This is a genomic window from Hymenobacter sp. M1-2 (assembly GCF_057808495.1).
This window is the reverse complement of sequence record NZ_JBTYZO010000023.1, coordinates 1-25,363: the sequence shown is the minus strand read 5'-3', so window position 1 is coordinate 25,363 and position 25,363 is coordinate 1. Positions and strand designations below refer to the sequence as shown.

The 25,363-nt window shown below is 56.7% G+C and carries 18 protein-coding genes; 10 read left to right on the top strand and 8 right to left on the bottom strand.

Translation table 11 applies throughout. The annotated features are described in order from the left end of the window. Positions 1-90: 90 nt before the first annotated feature. Complete coding sequence (locus ACYSMN_RS19855) at positions 91-885, bottom strand: hypothetical protein (protein WP_488925654.1); 795 nt, start codon at positions 883-885, stop codon at positions 91-93. Positions 886-1,049: 164 nt separating this feature from the next. After that, a complete protein-coding gene (locus ACYSMN_RS19850; protein ID WP_488925653.1) occupies positions 1,050-1,592 on the bottom strand; it encodes a hypothetical protein in 543 nt (180 codons plus the stop codon). A 204-nt stretch (positions 1,593-1,796) separates the two neighbouring features. On the opposite strand from ACYSMN_RS19850, the gene ACYSMN_RS19845 reads away from it, so the two are divergent. From ACYSMN_RS19845 to ACYSMN_RS19835, 3 genes are all read left to right on the top strand, one after another. Further along, entirely contained in the window at positions 1,797-3,251 is a 1,455-nt protein-coding gene (locus ACYSMN_RS19845; protein WP_488925652.1) for a DUF6683 family protein, read from the top strand. Positions 3,252-3,293: 42 nt separating this feature from the next. Beyond that, positions 3,294-4,082: a DUF6683 family protein gene (locus tag ACYSMN_RS19840; RefSeq protein ID WP_488925651.1), complete on the top strand. Its 789-nt coding sequence runs from the start codon at positions 3,294-3,296 to the stop codon at positions 4,080-4,082. A gap of 114 nt (positions 4,083-4,196) precedes the next feature. Further along, on the top strand, positions 4,197-5,042 hold the full coding sequence (locus tag ACYSMN_RS19835) for an MIP/aquaporin family protein (RefSeq protein WP_488925650.1): 846 nt from the start codon (positions 4,197-4,199) through the stop codon (positions 5,040-5,042). Positions 5,043-5,102: 60 nt separating this feature from the next. On the opposite strand, the gene ACYSMN_RS19830 is transcribed toward ACYSMN_RS19835, so the two are convergent. The 4 genes from ACYSMN_RS19830 to nhaA form a co-directional block, all read right to left on the bottom strand. Further along, entirely contained in the window at positions 5,103-6,269 is a 1,167-nt protein-coding gene (locus tag ACYSMN_RS19830) for a PepSY-associated TM helix domain-containing protein (RefSeq protein ID WP_488925649.1), read from the bottom strand. Positions 6,270-6,280: 11 nt separating this feature from the next. Further along, a complete protein-coding gene (locus tag ACYSMN_RS19825) occupies positions 6,281-8,680 on the bottom strand; it encodes a TonB-dependent siderophore receptor (protein ID WP_488925648.1) in 2,400 nt (799 codons plus the stop codon). 168 nt (positions 8,681-8,848) lie between these two features. Next, positions 8,849-10,093, bottom strand: coding sequence for an MFS transporter (locus ACYSMN_RS19820; protein WP_488925647.1), 1,245 nt, complete (start codon positions 10,091-10,093; stop codon positions 8,849-8,851). A 238-nt stretch (positions 10,094-10,331) separates the two neighbouring features. Next, complete coding sequence (gene nhaA / locus ACYSMN_RS19815; RefSeq protein ID WP_488925646.1) at positions 10,332-11,654, bottom strand: Na+/H+ antiporter NhaA; 1,323 nt, start codon at positions 11,652-11,654, stop codon at positions 10,332-10,334. 345 nt (positions 11,655-11,999) lie between these two features. Between nhaA and uvrA the strand changes: the two genes are divergently transcribed. After that, positions 12,000-14,567, top strand: coding sequence for an excinuclease ABC subunit UvrA (uvrA, locus tag ACYSMN_RS19810; RefSeq protein WP_488925645.1), 2,568 nt, complete (start codon positions 12,000-12,002; stop codon positions 14,565-14,567). Between the two features lie 113 nt (positions 14,568-14,680). On the opposite strand, the gene ACYSMN_RS19805 is transcribed toward uvrA, so the two are convergent. Both ACYSMN_RS19805 and ACYSMN_RS19800 read right to left on the bottom strand, forming a co-directional pair. Then, on the bottom strand, positions 14,681-15,028 hold the full coding sequence (locus ACYSMN_RS19805; RefSeq protein WP_488925644.1) for a hypothetical protein: 348 nt from the start codon (positions 15,026-15,028) through the stop codon (positions 14,681-14,683). Positions 15,029-15,048: 20 nt separating this feature from the next. Further along, positions 15,049-15,930, bottom strand: a complete 882-nt coding sequence (locus ACYSMN_RS19800) for an RES family NAD+ phosphorylase (protein ID WP_488925643.1) — start codon at positions 15,928-15,930, stop codon at positions 15,049-15,051. 336 nt (positions 15,931-16,266) lie between these two features. Between ACYSMN_RS19800 and ACYSMN_RS19795 the strand changes: the two genes are divergently transcribed. Genes ACYSMN_RS19795 through ACYSMN_RS19770 form a run of 6 tightly spaced genes read left to right on the top strand, consistent with a single transcriptional unit; the run spans position 16,267 to position 25,009 of the window. Next, entirely contained in the window at positions 16,267-18,102 is a 1,836-nt protein-coding gene (locus ACYSMN_RS19795; protein WP_488925642.1) for a type VI secretion system Vgr family protein, read from the top strand. Positions 18,103-18,114: 12 nt separating this feature from the next. After that, entirely contained in the window at positions 18,115-18,957 is an 843-nt protein-coding gene (locus ACYSMN_RS19790; protein ID WP_488925641.1) for a hypothetical protein, read from the top strand. Positions 18,958-19,013: 56 nt separating this feature from the next. Then, a complete protein-coding gene (locus tag ACYSMN_RS19785) occupies positions 19,014-23,195 on the top strand; it encodes an RHS repeat-associated core domain-containing protein (protein WP_488925640.1) in 4,182 nt (1,393 codons plus the stop codon). Positions 23,196-23,215: 20 nt separating this feature from the next. Further along, complete coding sequence (locus tag ACYSMN_RS19780) at positions 23,216-23,695, top strand: hypothetical protein (protein WP_488925639.1); 480 nt, start codon at positions 23,216-23,218, stop codon at positions 23,693-23,695. Beyond that, positions 23,692-24,534 (top strand): RHS repeat domain-containing protein, encoded by an 843-nt coding sequence (locus ACYSMN_RS19775; RefSeq protein WP_488925638.1) that lies wholly within the window; start codon positions 23,692-23,694, stop codon positions 24,532-24,534. Before ACYSMN_RS19780 ends, ACYSMN_RS19775 begins: the two co-directional genes overlap by 4 nt. A gap of 4 nt (positions 24,535-24,538) precedes the next feature. Beyond that, entirely contained in the window at positions 24,539-25,009 is a 471-nt protein-coding gene (locus ACYSMN_RS19770) for a hypothetical protein (protein WP_488925637.1), read from the top strand. The last annotated feature ends 354 nt before the right edge of the window (positions 25,010-25,363 follow it).

The window sequence follows — 25,363 nt, the reverse complement described above, 5'->3', positions numbered from 1 at the left end:
GGGCAATAACACGCCTAAGCTTGCCAATCAGCAGTTGACAACCACGTTTTGGCCTTGCTTCCTCCACGCGGTTAGGCTAAAGTAGTTATGTTACTTTTTCGGGGCCGGCCAGGTCAGCTCGACGTACGTGGGCGGTGGGCTCTCCTCTTCCTGGCTGGGCGGGGTGCGTTCCTGCTCCAGCACCACGGTGCGCGGGCCGCTCCAACGAGCCTCGGTAGCGCCCCAATTGATAGTTTGCCGAGTCCAGAGCAGGCGCGGCGACCCGGCGCCCAATTGATAAAGCTGTATGCCCGTGGCGCTTTCATCGCTGCCGTCGTTGGCTTGGTCGCTCTTCACGCCCATTAGGTAGCGCCCATCGGGCGACACGGCGGGGAGGCCGACCACCTCAGTAAGGCGGCCGGTGCGTTGGTCAATCAGTGTCGTTATCTGGCGGGTTTCTTCCTCTGTCGCCACCACCCAGTGGTGAGCCGTAGGCAGCTCGCCCCAGTAGTGATGCACGGCCCGCCCGGTTGGGTCGTCGGGGCCTTTCGGACCGGCCAATACCGTGTGCAGGCGCACTTCGGGGCCCTGCTTCGGCCGGAAAATCAGGTAGTCACCCTCGCGGCGTACCGGGCCGCTGTCGGCTGTTAAGGTGCTGTCGAGGTAGCCGCCGAGCTGTTTGGGCAAACGGGCAAAGTACGTGCTGGACACCGGCTTCAGGTACACAATGCTGCCATCGGCCGTGTGCAGGGTATCGTGCGCGGTGTTCTGCTCGGCGTCGCCCGAGCGCAGGGGGCCGGCGGGAGCTGCGGCCTGGCTGTTGGCCGTCGGGGCAGAAGTAGGGGAGTCGGGGCGGCAACCGAACAGCCAGCAGAGGCCAGCAGCTGCCCAAAACAAGGGCTTCATAGGGGCAAGGACAAAGTTTGAGCGCATGTAAGAGCGAGTGATATGACGTGGTGTAATGCGGAGCGCCGACCAAACTACACGGCCCGGCGCGACCAAGCAGCAGCTAAAGGTCGGCCTGATCTGGCACGCTACTGCCAGGCCGCGACACCCCGGGGAAGGAAAGATTACTTGGCAGCTTTGCGCTGCAAGGTGGCAAAAACGGCCAATAGCTTCCGTAGCTCGGCCGCCGACCGGGCTTCTCCGAAGGCGTCGATTTGTTCGTCCCATCCCCGGCCGTTGTGGTTGTTGAGCACGGCACTAATACTGTAGCCATTGGCACAGCGCGTGATGTGCCAAGTCGTTGTTTGGCCGAGCAGCTGCATGGGCTGGCGACGCACCTGGCAGCCAGCCGCCGCGCTGTCTCTCCCCTGCGGTTGGCTGCCGAAATACACCCCGCCGGTGAAGCTGCTGGTCGCCAGTGTATCGGCGGGGGCGAAGTAGTAGACCTCGAAGTCGGCGGCGTCAGTGGGTTTGATGGCATAGTCGGCGGGCAGCTTCATGGTGTAGCCGCTCCGGCCCAGCGGCTGTACTACCTGGCGCGGAGTGGCTGGCGGCGCTGGCAGCCGAGCCGTGGGCGACGAGGCTACTAGCGGCGGCTTGGGGTGGTCCTGGCAGGCGGCCAGGCCAATGCCGGCAAGGTAGAGCAGGCGGAGAAACGCAGTGGGCATACGGCTAAGTAAGTATTGGCTGACCAGTTTACCAAGGTCCAAAGTAACGCTCAAAGGGCAATACGCTCGAATGTAGTGATGAGCCTCCAAACGCCACTCTTCGCATGACTTTGGAAGATGAGCAGGGCGGGGCACGTCGACCACATGCAACGCAAACGGTAGGTATCTGCGTACAGGCCAGTGAGCTCCTCCTTATTTCACCTCATGGCTTTCACCCTCCGCTTGCTCGGCCGTGCCCTGTGTGGCGTTTTGCTGCTGAGCGCTGCTTCCGCCGCTCACGCCCAACAGTCCGTGGACCTGATCATGGACAACTTCACCAGTAGCGTGATGAGCAACCACCTGGTCTTGTCGCACGCCGCGGCCACGAACACCACCAGCGCGATTTACGGCAAGAGCAAGGCCAGCAGCCCCGGCACCACGAAAGCTGCCTCAGCCACGGCCGCCAGCGCGGCCCGCCTAACCTACACACCCACCACCGAGGCCCGGCGCAAAGCGGTGGAGGCGCAGGCCCGCCGCCTCAAGGCCAACAACCCGGCTCTGGCCGAAAAGCTACCCGCCGCCTTCGGGCCGGGTGGGCCAGCCGATTTCAGCACCATCTATCCCAAGGCGGTGCAGGGGGCGGGGCTCAAGGAAAACGACGTGGCCGATGTGTTTGCGGCTTACCTGATAGGCACCTACCGGGTAGCGCACGGCGAAGTACCGAGCGGGCCACTCGTGCCAGCTAGCTTGATGAGTGGGGTGCGGGCACAGTATGCCCCAGCCGCAGCCCGCGCCCTGGCTGGGCGCTCGGCGGGCGTGGTGGCCGAGCTAGGCGAGTTTCTGAAGCTGCAAACCGTGCTGCTGTACGTGGGAGCCACGCAGGGCCAACCCACCGACCTGACTGCCTTCCGACAAGGCGTAGCGGCCCAGCTCAAGCAACTGTTCAAAGTAGACGTAAACACGCTGACCTTAACTAAAACGGGGTTTGTAGCTAGCGGGGCTGGCGCAACGGCCCCACCCAAAGCGGCTACCAGTTCCCGCGCGCCGGCCCCTGCACCAGCGGCTCCCACCGGCTCGGGCTCAGCGGCCGGCGCGCAGTGGTTTTTCCGGTCCGTCAGCAATGCGTACGGCGGCATCAGCTTCGAGCCAGTGGCTTTGCTGGCCAGCGGGCAATACTGCGACATGGGTGACGTGCCGCTAGAAAGCCTGAACCCCGCCGCCGACAAAGCCAAGCGCCCGGCAGCCTGGGGCGCCTGGCGCAAGAGTGGCAACGCCGTGGTACTGACCAACTACAAAGGCCAGTCGAATTCCTACACGCTGGGTACGGGCAGCTGGTTTCCGGCCTACCCGGCGGGGGCCGTGGCGCTGAAACGGACGTACACCAACACCAGCGGCGGCAGCGTGGGCGGGGCCACCTCCCTGGTCATTTCGAAACTAACGTTCCTGGACGGCAGCCGCTTCACGGAGGGCGCCGATGCCGGCATTGTGGCGTCCAACGCCGCGGGTGGCAACCGGCGGAGCGCCAGCGGCACCTACCGCCTGCAAGGCCACACCCTAACGCTAACTTATGCAGACGGCCGCACCGTGCGCAAGTCCTTCGCCATTGGCGCTTCCGGCAGCCCGCCCCGCCCGTCCAATACCCTGATTTTCATCGGCGGCGACGCCTACACTGACGATTGACGACTCTGACTTTTCGCTCCTTCTCTACCTAATTCTTCCCCTATGCACACCTTATTGAAACCAGTTGGAGTATTCCTCGCCGCCGGCCTGCTGCTGGCTAGGCCTCCTGTTGCCCGCGCCCAGATGTCCACCGATTTGATCATGGAGACCTACAACAGCAACATAATGGCCATCACCAACACGCAGATCGGCAACATCATGGTGGAGAATGCGGTGCGCCGCAACAACGGCCTGCCGCCGCGTGGCAGCGAGAAGTCGGCTGCCACTTCGGCTAAGACTTCGACTGCTTCAGCCAAGACTCCGGCCGCTAGCTTTGCCTACACCTCCACGCCGGCCCTGCGCCAACAGACCGTGCAAGGCTACGTGGACCGGCTCAAACCCACGAACCCAACCGCCGCGCAGGCCGTGGCCCAGCAGCTAGGACCCGGCAAGTACGATTACGGCTCCATCTATCGCGGCATCATTCAAGGCACCGGCCTGCGCGAAAACGACGCGGCCGACGCCATGACTGCCTACATGGTGCTAGGGTGGATGATTGTGAATGATGTGCGCGAGGCCCAGGGCTTGCCGGCCGGAGCGCCCCGCGGGGTGCGAGCACAGCTCGCCCCCAAGTTGGCCGCCAACGAGCAACTGACCGCTCCGGGCGTGGCGGCGAAACTGGGCGAAGAAATGAAGCTGCTGGTGGTAGTGGTGCAGGGGGGCTGGCAAGCGGCTCTGAAGGAGAAAACGCTACCTCAGTACCGGCAGGGCGTGGCCGCCATGTTCAGCAAGCAGTACGGCCTAGACATGAGTCAACTCAAGCTTACACCGCAAGGATTTGCCAAGAAGTAAGAAGACGTTCCAAAAGGCCGGCTCCCGATAGATTCAACTAAAGGGGCGTCTCTCAACCAAGAGCTAAGTGGCGCGTTGTAGCTCATTCGATCCGCGAACCATCCGCTTGTGCCCATGCTTTTTACTGCTCACTTGCTCGCTGCCCTGCGCCGACACTGGTCCCACTACTTGGCTGAGGCCGCCGGTATTGGGTTTTTCGTGGCGTGTGCGGGTATGCTCACCATGCTCGTGGAGCACCCGGCTTCCCCGCTGCACGAGGCCTTGCCAGATGATAAATTGCTACGGCGTGGGGTCATTGGCCTGGGCGTCATGTTCGTGCTGGCAGCCATCATCTATAGCCCCTGGGGCAAGCGTTCCGGCGCCCACATCAACCCCGCCGTCACGCTGGCTTTCTGGCAGTTGGGCAAGATCAAACCGGCAGATGCCGCTTGGTACGTGGCCGCCCAGCTGGTGGGGGCCATCAGCATGGCGTTGCTAATGAAAGTACTGTTTGGCGACCTATACGCCCACCCGGCCGTGAAGCATACCGTCACCGAGCCTATTTCCCCCGCCCTGCATGACCAGTTGATTGCCTTCGGTGCGGAGTTTCTCATTTCCTTTCTACTCATGCTAGTGGCTCTCAGCGCCCTGCACTCGCGGCGACTAAAAGCCTGGGCCGGCTGGCTGCTAGGCGGCCTGCTGAGTGTATACGTGCTGGTGGAAGCTCCTTTGTCGGGCATGAGTGTGAACCCGGCGCGTACGCTGGGCACGGCCGTAGCGGCCGGCAGCTATACCGGTTTGTGGCTGTACTGGGTGGCACCCTGCTTGGCTATGTGGCTGGCCACGGTTGTCTTCCTGCGCTTCCACCACGGGCAGCCGCTAGAGTGCGCTATCTTGGCCGGATGCACGCCCAGCGTAAACTCCCCGCATGCGGCGGAAGAGGAAGCACCACCTCAGTATCCCGATGAGCAGGCCGCCTAGCAAGTCAAAGCACGGCTAGTAATACAGGGCTTGACTTAGAGCAAACAGATAAGCTGGCTGTTATTGAGCTACAGCGGCCGTGGCAGGTCGTGGCGCTGGCACCCGACGGGCCGCTTTGGGCTGGGTGCGTCGCTTGCGCCACCACAGCAGGAAACCGCTCAAGCTCAGTATAGCAGGGGAGAGGCCCCCCAAGGACCAGATAACCTTGGTCAGCAGCCCGCCGAACTGCCCGAAATGCAGCGTAGAAAGCACCGTGTCTACTCGCTCACTTGGGTTAGCCGTGTGCATATCAACCTTGTCCAGTACCCGGCCAGTCCGGGCGTCGAGCTTGACCATGTGGCTGTATTGGCCGAACAACGGATTACCAGCGGGCATCTCGCCAAATACGTTTACTACAAGCTCCCCACCGGCTTCCGGACCTCGCAAACCCACTGGCCGCAGGCCCGGCAGTGCCCGTTGCGCCCGCGTATAAAGCGTATCGAACGATATGGCTAGCACCGGTTGCGGCTGTCGGCGCTTCACCACTTCTGGAGCGTAGGTTTCGGGCAAAAACACGTAGCGGAGCATCCAGACGCCGCTGGTTGCGAGCAACAGATTGAGTAGCAGACTCCAAACGCCCACCACCCGGTGCAGGCTGGAAGAAGCCGTGCGCCAGTTGCGCCACCCCATTTTCTGCCGAAACAACAGTACGGGCACCAAGTGTTTGCGGTACACCACAAGGCCCGTCACTACGCTGAGCAGTAACGCTACGCCGAGTAACGCCACGGTGAATTCGCCGGTTTTGCCACCCCACAGGCCGTAATGCACACCCAGAAGCCACCCAAAGAAATGGCTACGCGCATCCCGCTCCCCCAGAAAACGGGCCGTTTGCGGGTCGAAGTAGGCCAGGGTCCATTCGTTGTCGCCGCGCTCTATGCTCACCTCCACGGCCTGCCCCGGCTGAGTAGGTAGCCGCCGAAACCGCAGGAACGCGGGCTGCGGATAGTGGAGCCGCGCTGCCGCGAAGATGGCGTCGAGGCGGGGCACCGCGGCCGTCTTGGAAGCGCTGGTCTTTTGGCCGGCAGGTACCGGTACCGTCAGTAAGTCGGGGTTCAGCGCGTGGTCCAGCTCCTCCTCAAACACCAGCACCACTCCGCTCAGGCTCACAACCAGCAGCAGCAGCCCCGTAATCAGCCCTAGCCAGCTGTGCAGCGTGAACAGGCGACGGGTGAGGGCGGAGCGGGCCATGCAGCAGAAGTTTAGAAGGAGTAACCGGCCGTGAGGCGGAACGAGCGGCCATTACCCACCCACACAATGTCCCGAAAAAATACGCCGGAATAGTAGCGCGTATCGGCCAGGTTGTACACGTTCAGGGCCAGCGAGGCTTGCTTGAACTGATAATTCACCACGGCATCAAAGGTTTTGTAGCCCGGAATCGAGAAACCCGAATCGAAGCTGTAGCGCTTGCCCACGTAGTAAGCGCCGCCCCCGAATCCCAAGCCCTCCATAGCACCCTTCTGCACTCTGTATACCGCCCACAGATTGCCGGAGTGGTTGGGCGCGTTTTCAAACCAAGGTGAGCCGTAGGGCTGGTCGGGGTTGCCGTTTTTGGTGATGCGCGCCTCGTTGTAGGCGTAGTTGCTGATGACGTTCAGGCCGGGCAGGACGCGCCCCGTTACCGATACTTCCACGCCCTTGCTGGTCGCCTCATTACCGGCAATCTGCCGCTGGGCATTGGGGTCGTTGGGGTCCGTAGTCAGGATGTTGACCTTGCGGATGCGGTACAGCGCTACCGACCCAATCAACCGGCGGCCTAGCAACTCGGTGCGGGCACCCACTTCCCACTGCTTACCCGTCTCGGGGTCGAAGGGGCCGCCAGCGCGTGGCAAGTTGGAATACTGAGGCTGGAAGCTCTGGCTGTAAGAACCGTAGAGGCTCAGCTCCGGCAGCGGCTGGTAGACCAGCCCAGCGCGCGGCACGAAGGCCGTAGCCTTAGACGTATCCTGGGTAATCACGATGGCCGCCGTGGGGTCCGATACCTGGTCCGTCCGGTCTTTATCTAAGCTGGTGCTGCGGTAATAGTCGTAGCGCAGGCCGAGCACCGCCTTGAGCTGGGGCGTGAGCGTAAGCTGGTCCTGGACGTAGCCCCCGATGAAGTTCGTGGGGTTGTCGAACCGGTCATTATAACCCTCGCCACGGTAGCTGCGGCGGTCAGTTTGGCCGTATTGCGGGTTGAAAATGTTGAGGCCCGGTACGCCGTCGTAGCTCTGCGCGTAGTCGTAGCCGTTCTGGCTGTGCCCGTAGTCGACGCCGGCCAGAATGGTGTGCTCCACGGGCCCGGTGGTGGTCTTCCAGGTCAAGTAGCCGTTCACGAAGGCATCGTGGGTGATGTTGTCGAAGTCGCGGAAGTGTCGCTTAATGGTACCCGTGGCCGGATTGTAGCTACGGCGCGTGATGTGGTGGTACTGTTGGCGCGAGTGGTAGTAGCTGTAGCGGGCCAGCAGGTTCACGCTCAGCTTATCCGAGAAGCGGTGCTGGCTTAGCAATTGCGCATTGGCAATCCGGTCGTAGCCCTTGTCGTTGGAGTCGTGGTGGGTCCAGTCGCGGGGCAGCACGCTCAGGTCGCCTTCCACGGCCATAATTCCGCGGTTGTACCAGGTGCCGCCATCTTCGTCCTGGTGGAAATACGAAGTAGTGAGCGTCAGGTCGGTACGCTCCGAGGGACGGAACGTGAGCGAGGGATTCACGAACACGTTGCGCGTTTTCCAGTCCCGCATCTGGTGGTCAGTGCGCTCGGCCCCGGCCACCACGCGGTACAGCCACTTGCCATCAGCGGTTAGCGGGCCAGTGGCATCGGCCACGCCGCGCAGCTGGTTGTAGCTACCGTACGTCAGGCGTAGCTCGCGCCGGGCCGTGGCCTGTGGTAGCTTGGTGGTTTGATTGATGATGCCACCCGGCGCCGCGAAGCCGTACAGCACCGAGGCCGGACCCTTGATAGCCTCGACACTCTCCAGGTTGTAAGTGGGTTGGGGCGTGTACGATGAGCCGCCCAGCCGCTGCCCATTCAAGGCGAAGTTGCCGGTCGTCGACCGGAAACCGCGCATGTTGAAGTCGTTGTAGCCCCCGAACTGGGTAATGCCGGCAAAGTTGCGGATGCTTTCCTGCAAGAGCTGCACCTGCTGGTCGCGCAGGACGGCTTCGGGAAGCACCTGCACGCTTTGCGGAATGTCGCGCAACGGGGTTTCGGAGCGGGTAGCAATGTTGGTGGCGTCGCGCTTATAGGCCGTGTAGCTGCGGCCCGTCACCTGCACTTCGGCCAGGCTCGTGGTGGTTGCTGCTAGCTCCACGTTGGCTTCCACGCGCTGGCTAACCGTTACGGTTACTGGCTGCCGTTGCGCGGCAAAGCCAACGCCCTGCACCACCAGCGTATACGCTCCGGCTGGTACTCGGTCCAGGCGGAAATTTCCTAGCTCGTCGGTAGTCGTTCCTAGCGTGGTGCCTTCCAAGGCCACACTCACGAAAGCGCCGGGCTTGCCGTCCGTGGTGCGCACCGTGCCGCCAATGCTGCCGTGGTCAACAACGCCAGCTCCGTAGCTCAGATGACTAAGGAGTAAAACCCAGCTGAAAATCAGAAACAACGACGCTCGGAGAGTAGGCATTATTTATTTGGAATGGTTACAAACAGCACAAAAGTAGTAGCTGAGCTCCAGTTTCCAAACACTGTTTAGAATGATAATAAATAAACCCGCGGCAGATATAGCCTATTTACTGGTTCCAGCTAGTTGATACGAGCAACCATGAGTTGCAAAAGGACGGGCAAGCTTGTCCTACAAGGGGTGAAGAGCCGGCTCCGGGTCATCCTTCACATCGGCCACGATATTGATGTCCTTCGTTTCGGGCACCACGAACATAAAGAACAGCAGGCCGAGCAGACCAATACCAGCCAGCGTAGCAAACCCAACGGCGTACCCGAACTGCTTCACCACGAAGCCACCCAGGATGCTGCTGAGTGCGGCAGCTAATCCAATAGCCGAATAGACGACGCCTTGTAGCAGGTTGAAACGGCCGGTTCCTTTGCTGAGGTCGGCAATCATGAGGATGCTTACCACCCCAAAAAGTCCTGCCCCAATGCCATCCAGGAGCTGAATGGCCGTTAGCACGTAGGGGTTGGCGATGAAGGTAAACAGCAGCGCCCGCACCGGCAGCAACAGAAAGGCTACAATCAGCAGCCGCTTGCGCCCGTTCTCGGCAGCCGTACCGGCGTAGGACGCCACGAATACCATCACGCCCTGCGCGATAATAATGGCTGCCGACAAGTACAACGACGAGTTCTGCTTATCTACCAGGCTCATTTTCTGTCCTACCAGCGGCAGCATGGCGCCGTTGGCCAAGTGAAACAGCGCCATCGCGATGGTAAAAACCAGGATGGTCCGGTTGGCAAACAACTCCTTCATGCCCGCCACATCGGTTGCTTGCTCGGGCGTTTCGGCTCCTCGGGCCAGGTTGTGGTCGATGTCTTTTTCGCGGATGAGCAGCACAGCACCCACCAGCATGACGCATTGCACAATAGAAAAGTAAAATATGCCCTCGTAAGAAATAAACCGCCCAATCAGACCCGCGATGATGGCCGCTAGCATGTTGCCCAGGTGGTTGAAGCTCTCGTTGCGCCCTATCCTTTTCGAGAGCAGCGAGTGTCCAACAATACCTAGCGTGATGGCTGCTACGCACGGCGCATACACCGATTGCGTAAAGCCCACCACCGCCTGCGATAAGAGAATGGGGTAAAACCCGTTGCTCACAACCACTGCCAAACAGCATAAGGCGATGACCAGCGAAGCCACGATGAGCAGTAGCCGCTTGTGCTTGGTTTGGTCGATGAGCGCGCCAGCGGGAGTTTGCACCAGAATGCCCACCAAACCCGGCGCCGCAATCACAATCCCAATTTCGTCGGGCTCCCAGTTCCGGACGGTGAGCAGATACACGGACAGGTACACCCCGACACCATCCTTTACATCGGCCATCAACAGGCTTACCCAGTCGAGGCCCTTCAAACTCCGCGATGGTGTTTCCATACCCTACCAGACTTGTTTCTCCCCGCTAACGGCGGGCAGTTGTCTTGGTTAGGTTCAGCTAAACCGCGTTTCTGAACAGTAGAAGCCGTTTTTTGCTGAGCTTAAGGGCTCAAAGGGGATGCTTCAGGGCAAGTTTTGCGCGGGCAGGTTAACCGTAAAATCAGCGCAAGTTTGAGGCGTTGGCGCAGCTTGCTGAGTTACCGACTGATACCTTACCTCATACCTGTGAACCATTTATTTAGTGAGCAGGCGGCTCGACGTGGGGCGTTGAGCGCAGGAGCAGATAGCCCATGAAACCGGCCAGCAGGGAAGCCAGCAGAATGGCTGTTTTGGCCACACCTTCTCCTTCGGAATGCTCCCCCAGCGCCAGCAGCGTAATGAAAATGGACATCGTGAAACCAATGCCCGCCAACACGCCCGCGCCCCACAGGTGCCGCCACGTTACACCCTGCGGCAATGAGGCCCAGCCCAATTTAACGGCAATCCAGGTCAGCAACCCAATACCCAGCGGCTTACCCACCACCAAGCCAACCAACACCCCCAGCCCCAGCGGCGAAAGCAATTCTCGAAAGACGGTCGGCTCAATAACCAAGCTGGTATTGGCGAAGGCGAATAGGGGAATGATGCCAAAAGCCACCACCGAGTGTAGGCGTTGCTCCAGCTTCTGGGCCGGTGAGCTGATGGTTTCCGTCAGAGCCTCCAGCTCCTCGCTAATAGTGCGCGTATCGGTATCGCCGGCGTGTGCTTCGTCCTGGATGAAGGCTAGACGCTGCTCAATCAGTTTCAGCAGAGCCGGGCGGCTGTGCCCAATGCGGAATGGAACGGTAACAGCCAGTAGCACGCCCGCCAGCGTGGCATGCACCCCCGATTTCAGCGTGAAATACCACAGCAACACTCCCAGCGGCAGGTATAACCATAAGTTACGCGCGCCCAGTATGTTGAGTATCCACAATGCCCCCCAGGTGCCCAGGCCCATGTAGAGGTAGCTGAACTCTAGCTGCTTGGTATAAAAGCCCGCAATAACGAGCACTGCCCCCAGGTCGTCGACGATGGCCAGCGCGGTGAGGAATACTTTGAGCGGCAGCGGCACACGGGGGCCAAGCAGTTGTAGCACCGCCAATGCGAAGGCAATGTCGGTGGCCATGGGAATGCCCCAGCCACTAGCCGTGGGCAAGCCTCGGTTGAAGAGCGTAAACAGCAACGCGGGCATCACCATGCCGCCCAAAGCGCCCACCATGGGCAGAGCCGCCTTCTGCAACGAAGCCAGTTCGCCTTCCAGGACTTCCCGCTTGATTTCTAAGCCCACAATCAGAAAAAAGATGGCCATCAGCCCATCGTTGATCCAGTGCAGCAAGCTCTTTTCCAGTACGAAATCATTGATGGCGATGCGCAACTCTTGTTCCCACACGGCCGGAAAGTAGCGGGCCACTCCCCAATCCGAATTGGCCAGCACCAAAGCCAGTACACTGCTAAAAAGCAGTACGATACCCCCGGATGCCTCGCGGCGGAAAAACTCGGTGAAGGGCCGCACCAACGGACGGACAAGCTGACTTACTGCCATTTTATGTGGGGGATGAGAGTCCGCAAACGTACGGAACCAGCCGTGAAGCCGCTGTAACGCGGTCTATAAATCCTTGGTCTTGTTGAGGCTCAGCTGAGTGTAGGGCGGATATCCGTTCCGTGCACGAGCCAAACGAGTATATAGTACCGCGCCGCTTGCGCCACCGCGCAGGAACTTGCCTGCGGCTCGTCGCGAAACAGATTTTCGCGCTACTCCTCTTCGCCCTGACTGCCATGCCTAACCCATAAAACCACTCCGTTTTAGCCGGTAGCTAGATTTCATCGTGTCAACTACGTATGCGTACCTACTCTATTATCGACTCTTCTCCCACCAGACTGCCAACACATGCCGAAACCCACTGCCCCAACTGCTGCTCAGGATTTCACCGGCTTCGTGCGCGTACGCGGCGCGCGGGAGCACAACCTCAAAAACGTAGACCTCACCATTCCGCGCGATGCGCTGGTAGTGTTTACGGGTGTTTCGGGTTCGGGCAAATCGAGTCTAGCGTTTGGGACGCTCTACGCCGAGGCGCAGCGGCGCTACCTGGAGTCGGTTTCGCCGTACGCGCGGCGACTATTTCACCAGATGGCTGTGCCCGAGGTAGACGCCATTGAGGGGTTGCCTCCCGCCGTGGCCTTGCAGCAGCAGCGCGGCACGCCTACCACCCGCTCCTCGGTGGGCAGCGTCACGACGCTCTCCAACTTGGTGCGGATGCTGTACTCGCGGGCCGGCGACTACCCGGCGGTCCAGGGCATCATCTATGCCGAAGCCTTTTCTCCCAACACCCCCGAAGGCGCCTGCCCCACCTGCCACGGGCTGGGCCGCATCTACGAAGTCACGGAGCAATCCATGGTGCCTGACCCTACTCTCACGATTCGGGAGCGGGCCGTGGCGGCTTGGCCGCAAGCCTGGGGCGGCCAAAACCAGCGCGACATCCTCGTGACGCTCGGTTACGATGTAGACCGACCCTGGCAGGAACTCCCGCAGCAGCAGCGCGACTGGATTCTCTTCACCGAGGAGCAGCCCGTGGTGCCCGTCTACCCCGGCTATTCGCCCGCCGAAACGCAACGGGCTCTCCAGCGCCAAGAACCGCCCAACTACATGGGCACCTTCAGCAGCGCCCGGCGACACGTGCTTCACACCTTCGCTAACACGCAGAGCCCGCTCATGAAAAAACGGGCCCTTCAATACATGCTCAGCACCGAATGCCCACTCTGCCACGGCAAGCGTCTGCGGCCAGAGTCGCTGAGCGTCACGTTTGCCGGGCTCGATATTGCCGAGCTGTCGGGGCTGCCGCTGAAGCGGGTGGCGGCGCTGCTGCAACCGCACGCGAAAGGCACCGTAGCGGGGCGCAAAAAACAGGACGCGGCTCACCCGGAACAGGCTATTGTAGCCCAGCGCATCGCCGCCGACTTGTGTGCCCGCCTGGCCGTGCTATTGGACCTGGGCCTCGGCTACCTGTCGCTGGAACGAAGCACGCCCACGTTGTCGCCGGGCGAGCTGCAACGGCTGCGGCTCGCCACGCAGCTCTATTCTAACCTGTTTGGCGTGGTGTACGTGCTCGATGAGCCCTCGGCGGGGCTGCACCCTTCCGATACTGAGGCCCTGCTGGCCGCGCTGGCTAGTCTGAAGCAGGCCGGCAATTCGCTGTTCGTGGTCGAGCACAACCTAGATGTCGTACGGCAGGCCGACTGGCTCGTGGACGTGGGGCCGGCGGCAGGGCAGGAGGGAGGCGAAGTGCTCTACAGCGGCCCGCCCGCTGGCCTGACCGACGTAGCCGCTTCACAAACGCGGCGCTACTTGTTTGAAGCCACCGAGGTAGCTGCCCGCGCCTCACGTGCCCCCAAAGGCTGGCTGCGTTTGGCCGGCGTGTCGCGCAACAACCTTCAAGATCTTGCTGTTGACTTCCCGCTGGGCGTGCTTACTACCGTTACGGGCGTGTCGGGCTCCGGCAAGTCCAGCCTCGTAAGCCAGGTATTGGTGGAACTGGTGGCCGAGGAACTAGGGATGGAGAATGAGGAATTAGGAATGAGGAATGAAGAATCGACCGACGATAATTCCTCACTCCTCATCCCTAATTCTTCCTTGAAAACCGGCCAGATTGCCAGCGGTATGGAGCACGTCAAACGGCTGGTGCTCGTGGATCAAAAGCCCATTGGCCGCACGCCGCGCTCCAACATGGCCACCTACACCGGCCTCTTCGACCATGTGCGCCGGCTATTCGCCGCCACGCCCGCCGCCCGCAAGCGCCGCTACGACGCCGGCCGCTTCTCCTTCAATGTGGCCAAAGGCCGCTGCGAAAATTGTCAGGGCGAAGGTTTCGTAATGGTGGAGCTGTTGTTCTTGCCGAGCGTATACGCTCCGTGTCCCGTGTGCCATGGCGCGCGCTACAACGCCAAAACCCTCGAAGTCACCTACCGCGACAAGAACATTGCGGAAGTGCTAAGCCTCACCGTCGATGCCGCCTGGGAGTTCTTTGCCGAGGAGCCGACCGTACAGCGGGCCCTTACGGTGCTGCGCGAAGTAGGCCTGGGCTACCTGCGCCTCGGCCAGCCTGCCACGGAGCTAAGCGGGGGCGAAGCGCAACGCATCAAGTTGGCCACGGAGCTGCAAAAGGCTCAGCGTGGCAACTCCCTCTACATCCTCGACGAGCCCACCACCGGCCTGCACCCCGCCGACGTAGAAAAGCTCCTAACCCAGCTCAATGGCCTGGTAGAAGCCGGCAACACCGTCATTGTAGTAGAGCACGACATGCGCGTAGTAGCCAGCTCCGATTGGGTGCTCGACATGGGCCCGGGCGCCGGCGACGAAGGTGGCCGAGTAGTAGCCGCCGGCCCGCCCGCCAAGGTAGCCAAAGCCAAAACCAGCCGTACCGCGCCGTACCTGTCGCGTTTTCTAGGCGATATAGAATAAAATGGAAAGCTCCTATTTATACAGCTGACTTAATTTGATATTTTTCAATGGTAATTCACTTACATATTGAGCTATATTTCTAGAAGATATTCTAGCGATTGTGTGAAATAAATTTATTTCTGTAGGGAGTTTTGCAAATAATTGACAGGATATTTTTCTAAATATATTTTCTCGGGGTAAGGAGAAAGTTTTATTCCAAATAAACTTTGGTTGATTGAATAAGGTAAGCCGTTTTTCTTAAAAGACTTTTCTGTTAAATCAGAGAGAGTTATTGCTGAATTTTTAAGCTGCTCTAGTACCTCAGAATAAATTTCATCGAATATGTATAAATAAAAAATAGGGATGTCGTTGTTATAAATCAACAACTCTCCGTAAGCCGACTCGGGTAATTTGACATACGCCTTTTTCGATAACCCCAAAACCGGAATTACTTCTACACCTACTTCGACTGTCTGGCTCATGTGTCAAGTGCTAATGTGCTTTATGGGTGAACAATAGTGCCGTTCTGTAGCATGGAAAAATCTTCTAGTATCACTACGTTAACGCCTCCGTCTAACCGTAGTGAGTGAGCAACTATTCCATTTTTATTGGTAAGCTTTGCATAACGACTCATTACCTTGGGTATATAACGCGTACTCAACCTCCCCACTGGACTTGTAAGATTTAAAAAGCGGCTACCTGGTCCTAGCGTGTACTGTATGGTTGCTACGCGGCTCGCACCATGGTGCGCTAATTCTGCAACCGTAGTAGAAGGGTTGGTGGCAGTATAAAAAGCTCCTCCAAAGCGGGAACTCTGATTGAAAAATCTAGGATCAATACCCTTAAGAATGTTTTCTGCTGCTCCGGCTCTCGCAGTGGAATGAAATAAAGCAGATCCTTCCGCCACTGTGGCTGTCGCACGCGTCGCTGTCATGACTCCTCCTACAGCCACCTTAGCTGCTGCGCCTGCTCCCTTAGTTGTGAGAATATCACCTGCCAAACGACCTACCACTTTACCCCATTGACGGGCCTTCCAGTTTGGCATATCCCGAACCGTCTGGTCGAGAGCTACCACGATTTGTACCTGGCGCGGTGCGAATTTGGTACCTAGATGCTTATCCAAAAACTGAGCATTAGCCCGACCAGTAAAGGCGCCAGTTGGTCCGCTCATTAAGCTCAGTGCTACTACAGTGGTACCCATTTCGGTCCATGTCTTGGCTTGCCAAGCATCGCGTGTTACGAAGCTCCAAGTGCTCTTCACAGAGTTTCCTACACCTTCGTAAAACCCAACAGTATACTCGCCATAGGCTTTAGCCGCTCTCATACCCACATTCAGCATCTGTCGCCCTACTCCCGGAGTGCTAGCTTGGGCGCGCTGGCTCACGGGCCGGGCAGGAGTAGTTGGCTTAGGTTTACCTTGTTGCGCTACTGCGGCTCGACTACTCACAGGTTTACGCTGAGAAGGAGTTCCCGTAGGACGTAGAGCTTGGTTCCGGTTGCTAACGGGTGGTTGGCGACGCGCTGGTTGAGTAGGAGTAGGCATAAAGATGTAAAGGAGCTAGTAAAAAGAACAGTAATGCGGAAATGTACGTAAGGCTATGCAAAATAATGGTTCTGCGGAGCACAAGTTTCCGGATTTCTCCTAAGTTTACTGAATGCCCGGAATATAGTTGGGCATCGTTAGTGAGTGTCCAAAATTTTCTAAACTTAGCTCAGTTTTATGAGTCGTCAGGTTACCTCCACAGTGCAGTGCGCTGGCTCCGCGCTGGCTCCTTCTGCTGACATCAAGCAGATCTCCCTCACCCAAACCCTTTTTTCCCATCACGAATTTCAGGTGGTGGTACCCTTTGATAGGGTGGAGGGAAGTAAGGTGCCTTTCTTTTCGCAGGCCCACAAGCGTCTGCTTGGGAAGCCTCTCTCGCTATCTGTTGAGGCCGATTCCTTCCATTTCAACCAAGGACAGAATCTTCTATTTAAGGGTGTAGTAACGCACTTAGAGGCAGGTAAGGACAACGACTTTGCCGGTAGTGTAGTAGCCCGCGGCTACAGCCCGTGCTATATGCTAGCCAGCGGCTCCAAAAAGCGCACTTTCGTAGCCAAAACGTTGGACGCCATTTTCAATGAAGTGCTCCAGCCTTACCCGGCCAACCTACTGGCTCGCAAAATAAATCCTCAACACAAAGCGCCACTGCCTTACGTAGTACAGTACCGCGAAACCAACTTTGAGTTCCTGAGCCGGCTAGCCGCTGAATATGGCGAGTGGTTCTACTACGACGGCGAGGCACTACAGCTAGGGACGCCCGCGGCTAGCGAAGAAATTAATTTTGAGGCTGATGGGGAATACAACAGCTTTAGCTTCGGCATGACCTTGCTGCCCACTAAAGCTAAATTGTATGAGTATAACTATCAGAAGCACGAGCATTTCCGTAGCAGCACTAGCAGCCAAGCACTGCCTAGCCTGCAAAACCATCCTTTTGGCGGGTTTGCCTTAACCCAGGCAGAGAGTTTGTTCCCAGATGAGTCGCACACCACGGCCGAAACCTTTATTGAAGGCAACAGTCAGTTGGATGAGGAAGCCAAGCTGCTTCGTGCCCATGCTGGGGCTGGCCTCGTCACGCTGTACGGCTACAGCGACAATCCTAATATTCACTTGGGTAGTGTACTTAATGTGAGCGGCGAAGGAATTGGGACAGAGCACCTCACCCCCGAAAGCTTTGGCAAATATCGGGTTCTCGAAATCACGCACTTCATTGATGAGGCCGGTAACTACAGCAATGAGTTCAAGGGAATACCGCACGTGTTGGAGGTGCCCCCACTCAATCCAACCTACGATGCTCCACAAGGTACGCCCGAGTTAGCCGAAGTCATTGACGACAAAGACCCGCAGAAGTTGGGCCGTTTGAAAGTGCGTTATCACTGGCCCGTCGACAACCCTAAGCAGGCCGAAACCGATTGGATTCGCCTGCTCACACCCTACAGTGGCGACGGCAAAGGCCAATTATTCAAACCTGAAGTTGGTTCGCAAGTCTTAATAGACTACCAAAACGGGCTGGCCGAGCAGCCGTTTGTGATGGGCAATATGTTCCATGCCAACAACAAGCAAGGCGCCAAGTATTCGCCCGATAAGAACTCGATGAAGGGGATTCAGACGGCCGGTGGCAACAAGTTTGTAATGATGGACAAGCCTGGTGAGCAGACCATCAACATCTCTAACTCCAACAACAAAGGCACTGCTATCGAAGTGGGCTTCAAGGGCGACGGCAGTGTCAGCATCAAGAGCAATGGCCCCATTAGCCTCACGGCCGGCGGCGACATTACGCTCACGGCCACGAAAAACATTACGCTTACGGCCGAGAATATTACGCTTGATGCGAAGCAGAAGCTGACCAAAAACGCCAAGGAAATTGCTATGACGGGCACCGACAAGGTGGATATGAACGGCAAAGCCACCACCATTGCCGCTGGCAACACTATGAAAATTTCCGCCACTTCGTCGCTCGATGTAAACGGTGGCAGCCAAGCCAATATCAGCTCCGGCAAAACCAAGATTCATTAATTCCGGGTCTGCATGTCCCTGCCACTGGCCCTTCACACCCTCGCTGCTCCGCGTACCTATCATTTCGTCACCGCCTCGTCCATGCGCATGAACGAGTCCGAAGACCAAAATACTTACCGATCCACGGTGCGGCTCACGCTGCTGGAGAAAAAGCCCAACAACACAAGTATACTACAAGTAGACGTCCTGGATTTTCAGGCCGAAAAACCTTCGTTTTTCACCGAGCTAGCGGCCGACCTTAACCAGGTTAGCAACTCGCTCATCATTCAAACTGACATCTACGGCCGGTTCGAGCAAATCGAAAACAAGGAGGCCATGCTAGCCACTTGGCAACGTATCCGGCCAGACGTGATGAGTAAATATAAAAACTACTACTCACCGGCTTTCTTCGATGCCTTTGGACAAAGTGTTGCCGCACCGGGAATATTCGAAAAATCGTTGCGCTCTAAAGGCGTGCATGGCGTGTTGCTGGCAGGTATCTATGGATATGGTTACACACCCGAGACACCTGTGCATGGGCGGCGAGTATTGGAGCAATTTATCAACCACATAGAACTACCACTTCTCACCACTACCACGCTACAACCGCCCAACGCTCCCGCTACCGATCTGCTTCACTTGCATCTGGTTGGCACGCTCAACGAAGTTGCCTTTCGCGACGATGACTTGCGCCGCATGTTCCGTACGATGGCTGACAATCCTTTGCTGAAAGTAAATCTGACGGCTGCTTGCACTGAAGACTACCACGTTGAAGCAGCTACCGGTTGGTTGCACCATGCCGAGCAGCACTTACTGGTAGAGGTGCCTGGAATCTACCGTAATGAGTTGCGGCATCATTTGCAACTCGCTGAATGACCTGCCTCCGCGGCAACTAAGACTGTCGTTTTCGTCATTACTACTTCTCTACGCTTATGGCCACTGGTGACAAATACGTAATGGACGGGGCTTTTCTCACCTGCGACAAAGGCGTAATGCCCACTCGCTTCATGGTGACGCCCAAACCGGTATTGCTCTACGATGCGCAAATCGCCAATGAGGCCGACCGCATCCCGATGGCGAATATTTTGCCCTTCGGCGTGTGCCAGGTCACGCGCACTCCCTGCGTACCGGCTCCTATTATGTGGGAGCGAGTAGCTGACACGGGTGTTACAACCTTGGGTGCTCGACCCTTGCTCGATACCAGTAAGTGCATGTGCGGCGTAGGAGGCAAAATTGCCATTCACCTCAACAAAGCCGCGGCCGATGCGGCCGTAGCCCTCGACCAGCAACTCGATAAAATAGATGAAGCCGCCGAAGCGGCCGAGGAGGCATCAGGGTGGGCGTTTTGGGGTGGAGTCGCGTTGGGTATTGGCGGAGCGCTGCTAGTTGCTACCGGGGTTGGTGCTCCGCTCGGCGCCGCCATGATGACTGGGGCTGGGTACATGATGACGGCCAGTACCGTGTTAGCCACCGGCGCGGCCGTGGCCAAAGGTGCCACCAAGTTTGCCCGCGACCCCAGCAAGGAAGTGGGCCTAGCTATTGTAGGAGAGGTGCTGGTGGAGGCGGTTAAAAATTACGTCGTGCAGAAGCTGGGGGGCAAGCTCATTCAGCGGCTGGCAAAATCAAGCCTAGGAAAAAGAGCCCTAAACTCCCCCTTTGCCAAAAAGATGGAGGACCGCTTCGAGAAGGCCTGCTTAGGCAACCGGGCTACGCAGGCGAAGTGCGGCCGGGTGGGTGAGCCAGTAGACGTGGCAACGGGCAAAGTCATCAACGAAGGCACAGATTTCGAGCTAGCCGGTCCACTGCCTCTGGTATGGGACCGGGTGTGGTATTCCACTTCGGCCCACGATGGCGCACTCGGGCGCGGCTGGCACCATACCTACGACGAAGAAATATTTGTTGACGATGAGTTCGTATTACTGCGTCTCAGCGACGGCCGCTATACCGGTGCTGAAGCTCTGGCATTAGGGGAGTCCATCTTTTTACGGGATGAGAAAATAACGCTCACCCGCCAGCCCATCGGCGACTACAGTTACGACGATGCGCAAGGCATTACTCACAGCTTTGCCTATTGCGATACTACCGACTCCTACAAGCTAACTCGCCTTTCTGACGAAGCCAACGCGGCTGCCATTACGTTTGAATACTCTTCTCAGGGCTACTTGGCGAGTATCGTCGATAGCGCGGGCCGTACACTCGTCGTAGAACACGATGCCGATGGTCACCTGCTGGCTATCCGGGCGCCACACCCCACCGACCCGCGCGGCTCAGTGGATTTGGTGCGTTACACCTACGACCAGAAAAGCCGGCTGTTATCGGCGGCCGATGCATTGGGCCAAGCCTGGCAGTTCCGTTACAAAGGTTGGCTCTTGCAGCAGGCGACGTACAAAAATGGCGTCAGCTTTTACTATGAATACGACGGTTCGTCCCTGGCCTCGCGTTGTACGCGCACTTGGGGCGACGAAGGTATTTATGCCTGCCAGCTGAGTTACAACCTGGAAGCCCACCAAACCATAGTGGTAGATTCCGTAGGCGCGCAACGCATCTACGAGTATGACCCCGATCTAGGAGTGGTCACGCGCTTGTTCGACGCCCGTGGCGGCCTCACGCTCACCGAGTACAACGAGTACATGGAGGTAGTGAGCGAGACTAACCCGCTCGGCAACGAAACCCGCTACGAATACGATGAGCGGGGCAACTGCCTGCGCACCGAGTTTGCCGATGGAGCTACCTTGCAACGAATCTACGATGAGCAAAATCGCCTCGCGCAGCTCACCAATACGGTAGGGGGCCAGTGGCAATGGGCCTACAACGATACTGGCCAACTAACTCAGCGCACCGACCCTACTGGCCGTACCGTTCGTTACGCGTATATCAATAGTCGGCTGGCCAGGATCATCGACCAGGCAACCGGCCGTGCTACTACCATCGCCCACGATGCGCAAGGTAACGTAAGTGAGGTGCAAACCGCCGACGGCCAACGCAGCCGCTGGCTCTACGACCAATGGGGCCGCGTCCATAAAGCCACCGACCCCCGCGGCAACGTGCAGTGGCGGGAGCATGATCTGCTCAGCCGCGTTACAACGGTGCACGAGCCCGATGGCAACGTGCGCCGCTTCAGCTACGACGCGCTCGGCCGCGTAACCCGCGCCCAGGACCGTCACCACGACGTACAGTACGCCTACCGTGGTCTAGGCCGTTTGATCCGTCGTAACGAAGCGGGCACGGCCGTTGAGTTTCTATATGATACGGAGGAACGCCTGCGCGCCATGGTCAATGAGCATGGTCTAGCTTACCGTTTCGAACTCGATGCCGAAGGCGATGTAATAACAGAAGTGGGCTTTGACGGCCTCACCCGCCGCTACCAGCGCGACGTAGGCGGGCGCGTAGCCGAGCTGACGTTACCGACGGGCCAGCGCACGCGCTATACCTACGACCGCGCCGGCCGCGTCACGGAAATTGTCTACGGCGATGGCAGCAAAGAAACCTATCGCTACCGTGCCGATGGAGAATTGCTCGAAGCAAGCAACGATACAATGGCCGTGCAATTCAAGCGCGATGTGCTAGGTGCCATCTTGAATGAACAGCAGAACAACGATAGCGTAAGTAGTGAGTACGATGGTTTAGGAAATCGCATTGGACTTACATCTTCTTTAGGCGCCAACATCAACTACCGCCACGATGCCCGCGGCGCGGTGGAGCAAGTACGTGCAGGTAGCTGGCAAGCTTTGTTCGAACGGGACGCGCAAGGACTGGAACTGCAACGGAACCTAAGTGGTGGCGTGCAGGCTCGCTGGAAGCGGGATACGCTAGGACGACCCATCGAGCAACGTATTACGGTTGGAGTAGGCCGCCAGCCAGAACGTACCCGTAGCTACGGCTGGCAAGAAGGCGACCGACTCACCCACATCCACGACAGCCGCCACGGCGGCGCGCGTTTCGAACACGATGACTGGGGCAACCTAGCCACTACCACCTTCGGGGACGGTACGCGAGAACTGCGTCTGCCCGATGCCGTAGGCAACCTCTTCCGAACAACCGACCGGCAAGACCGGCGCTATGGCCCGGCTGGGCAACTGCTGGAGGCCAACGGCACGCGTTACGAATATGACGCGGCTGGCAATCTGAGCAAAAAGATAACCAGCCATGAGGAAGAGTGGCGCTACACTTGGAATGCAGCGGGCCAGTTAGCCGAGGTGGTGCGGCCAGATGGGGGCGTAGTACGTTTCACGTATGATGCCCTGGGCCGGCGGGTGAGCAAGTCGTACCGCGGCAGAGTCACGCGCTGGATATGGGACGGCAACAAACCCTTGCACGAGCAGACGCAGCTAGAAGTTGGCGCCCACAATGTAGATGACGTGGTAACGTGGCTTTTTGAAGAAGACTCGTTTGCGCCACTCGGCAAGTTACAGGGCCAGGAGCACTACAGTATTCTGACCGACCATCTCGGTACGCCCATCGAGATGCACAACCAGCACGGGCAGCTCGCCTGGGCTGCTGAACTCAATTCTTACGGGCGTGTGCGTAAGCAAGAGGGAGAAGCTACTGCTTGTCCGTTTCGCTACCAAGGCCAGTACGAAGACGCAGAAACGGGCCTTTATTACAACCGATTCCGCTATTACGATCCTGAGGCCGGGCAATACGTGAGCCAAGATCCTGTCCGCCTCATAGGTGGTGAGGCGCTATACGCGTATGTACAAGATCCTACAACTTGGGTTGATGAATTCGGGCTCAGTGGTAACTGCCCGCCATTAAATAGAAGACAAGCGCTTAATCAAGCTAAAGATAGAGCAGGCATTCCTCGTTCACAGCAACCAGAAACGCAATGGCAGGTAGGAAATGATCCAAAGCGCCGTGGTATGAAGAATTATAATTATTCAGAAGATCCATCGCACCATGGCCGTTTTTATGAATATAGAGATGCTAATGGGCATAAGCGAGTTGTGGTAGAGCATACTAATGATCCAATCAGACAACCGCATGCACATGCTGGTATGCCCAAGCAAGGTAGTGATCCCAAAACATACGATTTTAAAGAAAATAGATACGGTAAGATAGTTGACAAAGATGGTGATCATCATATTGATTATGAGGTTCCTAAGCGCAAGAAGTAAATAAAATCATCCTTGCCGGTATGAATGAAGCCATCTTAGAAAGAATAAAATACAAAGAAGCAGAGAAATATGCTTCTGGTTTGTCGTTTGTGGAACAAATAGAACTATTGAATCAAGATGGCGTCCCTGAGATAGTTTACGAAAGTGTTAATAAGATTATTAAATACAATATCAAGCCAGACGCAATATTACCTACTCTAGAAAAGGATAAAGAGCTGGTCAAATGGATTTTAAAATTTGCTATAAAATTTAATTGTGAGAGAATACTATTTAGATCGGATAAAATGTATTGGAAATTCTGGATTAGTATGACGGTCGTAGATATGAGGAATTTTATTGATCACTTAATAACGAATGAAGTCAGGGAGTTTTATTTATTTAATCTCGACAGTGGAAGAATGTTAAGCTTATCTCATGAGGAAAATGAGTACTGGCTTTTCGACAAGAATATTAACAAATTGCCGGATGCTTCACGTATGATGCCCTGGGCCGGCGGGTGAGCAAGTCGTACCGCGGCAGAGTCACGCGCTGGATATGGGACGGCAACAAACCCTTGCACGAGCAGACGCAGCTAGAAGTTGGCGCCCACAATGTAGATGACGTGGTAACGTGGCTTTTTGAAGAAGACTCGTTTGCGCCACTCGGCAAGTTACAGGGCCAGGAGCACTACAGTATTCTGACCGACCATCTCGGTACGCCCATCGAGATGCACAACCAGCACGGGCAGCTCGCCTGGGCTGCTGAACTCAATTCTTACGGGCGTGTGCGTAAGCAAGAGGGAGAAGCTACTGCTTGTCCGTTTCGCTACCAAGGCCAGTACGAAGACGCAGAAACGGGCCTTTATTACAACCGATTCCGCTATTACGATCCTGAGGCCGGGCAATATGTAAGCCAAGATCCTATCCGATTGTGTGGTGGCATATCACTGTATAACTATGTTGGTAGCACAACAAGCCTAGTTGACCCATTTGGACTTGCCTGTGAGAAGGTTGTGCCCACCGATGTACATGCGTTTGGAAATGCTAGCCAACCTCGTGCACATAGAGCAGGTAAGGATATTGATGCTAATGGAAACGTTAAATTACAAGCAAACCATCAATGGCCTAGTGGTGCATTAACTACTACAAATCCAGAGGCATCCGGCTTGAGTGGCCACTATCATACTTTACCGAAAGACACTCAATTACCAGAAGGGCTTGGCATAAGAGCAGATGGGAAAGATATAGGTGGCCCTAGATCTATAGGACATCATACAATATACCCGACGCGTGATATGCCCCATTCCGAGTTTCAGGAATTATTTCAAAATCTACCTTGGGTTAAAGGAGGAAAAGTCTAAGAAAATGTCATACTCAAATGAATGGCTGCGTCTCCGTCAAGCGGAATACGATTTCTTTTCCAGAAGATACGACTTCTTGCAGAAGGCAGAAGAAGTAATCCCAGATATAAAATTGGCTCTGACAGTTCCTATAGACAAGGATACTGCTTTACGGCTTTTACACGAAACTAAACCTAATTCAGCTGTAGTAAATGCATTACTCCCAGAAATTATCGATGCTGCCATAGAGGGCGATCTGACAGCAGTACCTTTAGCTAGAGACATACTGACTTATTATAAAGATGAAGAATGGTTGGAATTGAAACTGAAGGATATTGTAAAGATCTATTTTAATGATGATGATTGGAATTACAGAAGAATTGCAGAGCTTTATAAAGCGTTGAATTACAATGAAGAATTAAATCACTTCATAATGCTGTGTAAAACACACCCCAATGACGATATTCGTGAAGTGGGTAATGATTTTGAAATTTAATATAAATCAACACATTAACTATGATTTAAATTTAATTATTTTACCGTATCACAGGAAAAACCTACATGGGACATAAACAATACCCCACGTAATATTTTCATGAGATACGATAAAGAAGGTGAGTATATATTAGATAACGTAAGCTTATGTTGGCATCAAAAATCCAGTAGAATATCCTGTTATGGCAGGAAGACCACACGGAAAATAATTTAAATTGAACATAGGCTTTGAGCTAGGTGTATAGTCCCAGGGAGGGATGGTGTATTTTCCGGGCTGGACTTTCGCACTCAGTTATGGGCCAAGTACTTCATGGCAGCGCCCGCTTGAGCGGCGGCAGTACGGCGCGCTATCCAA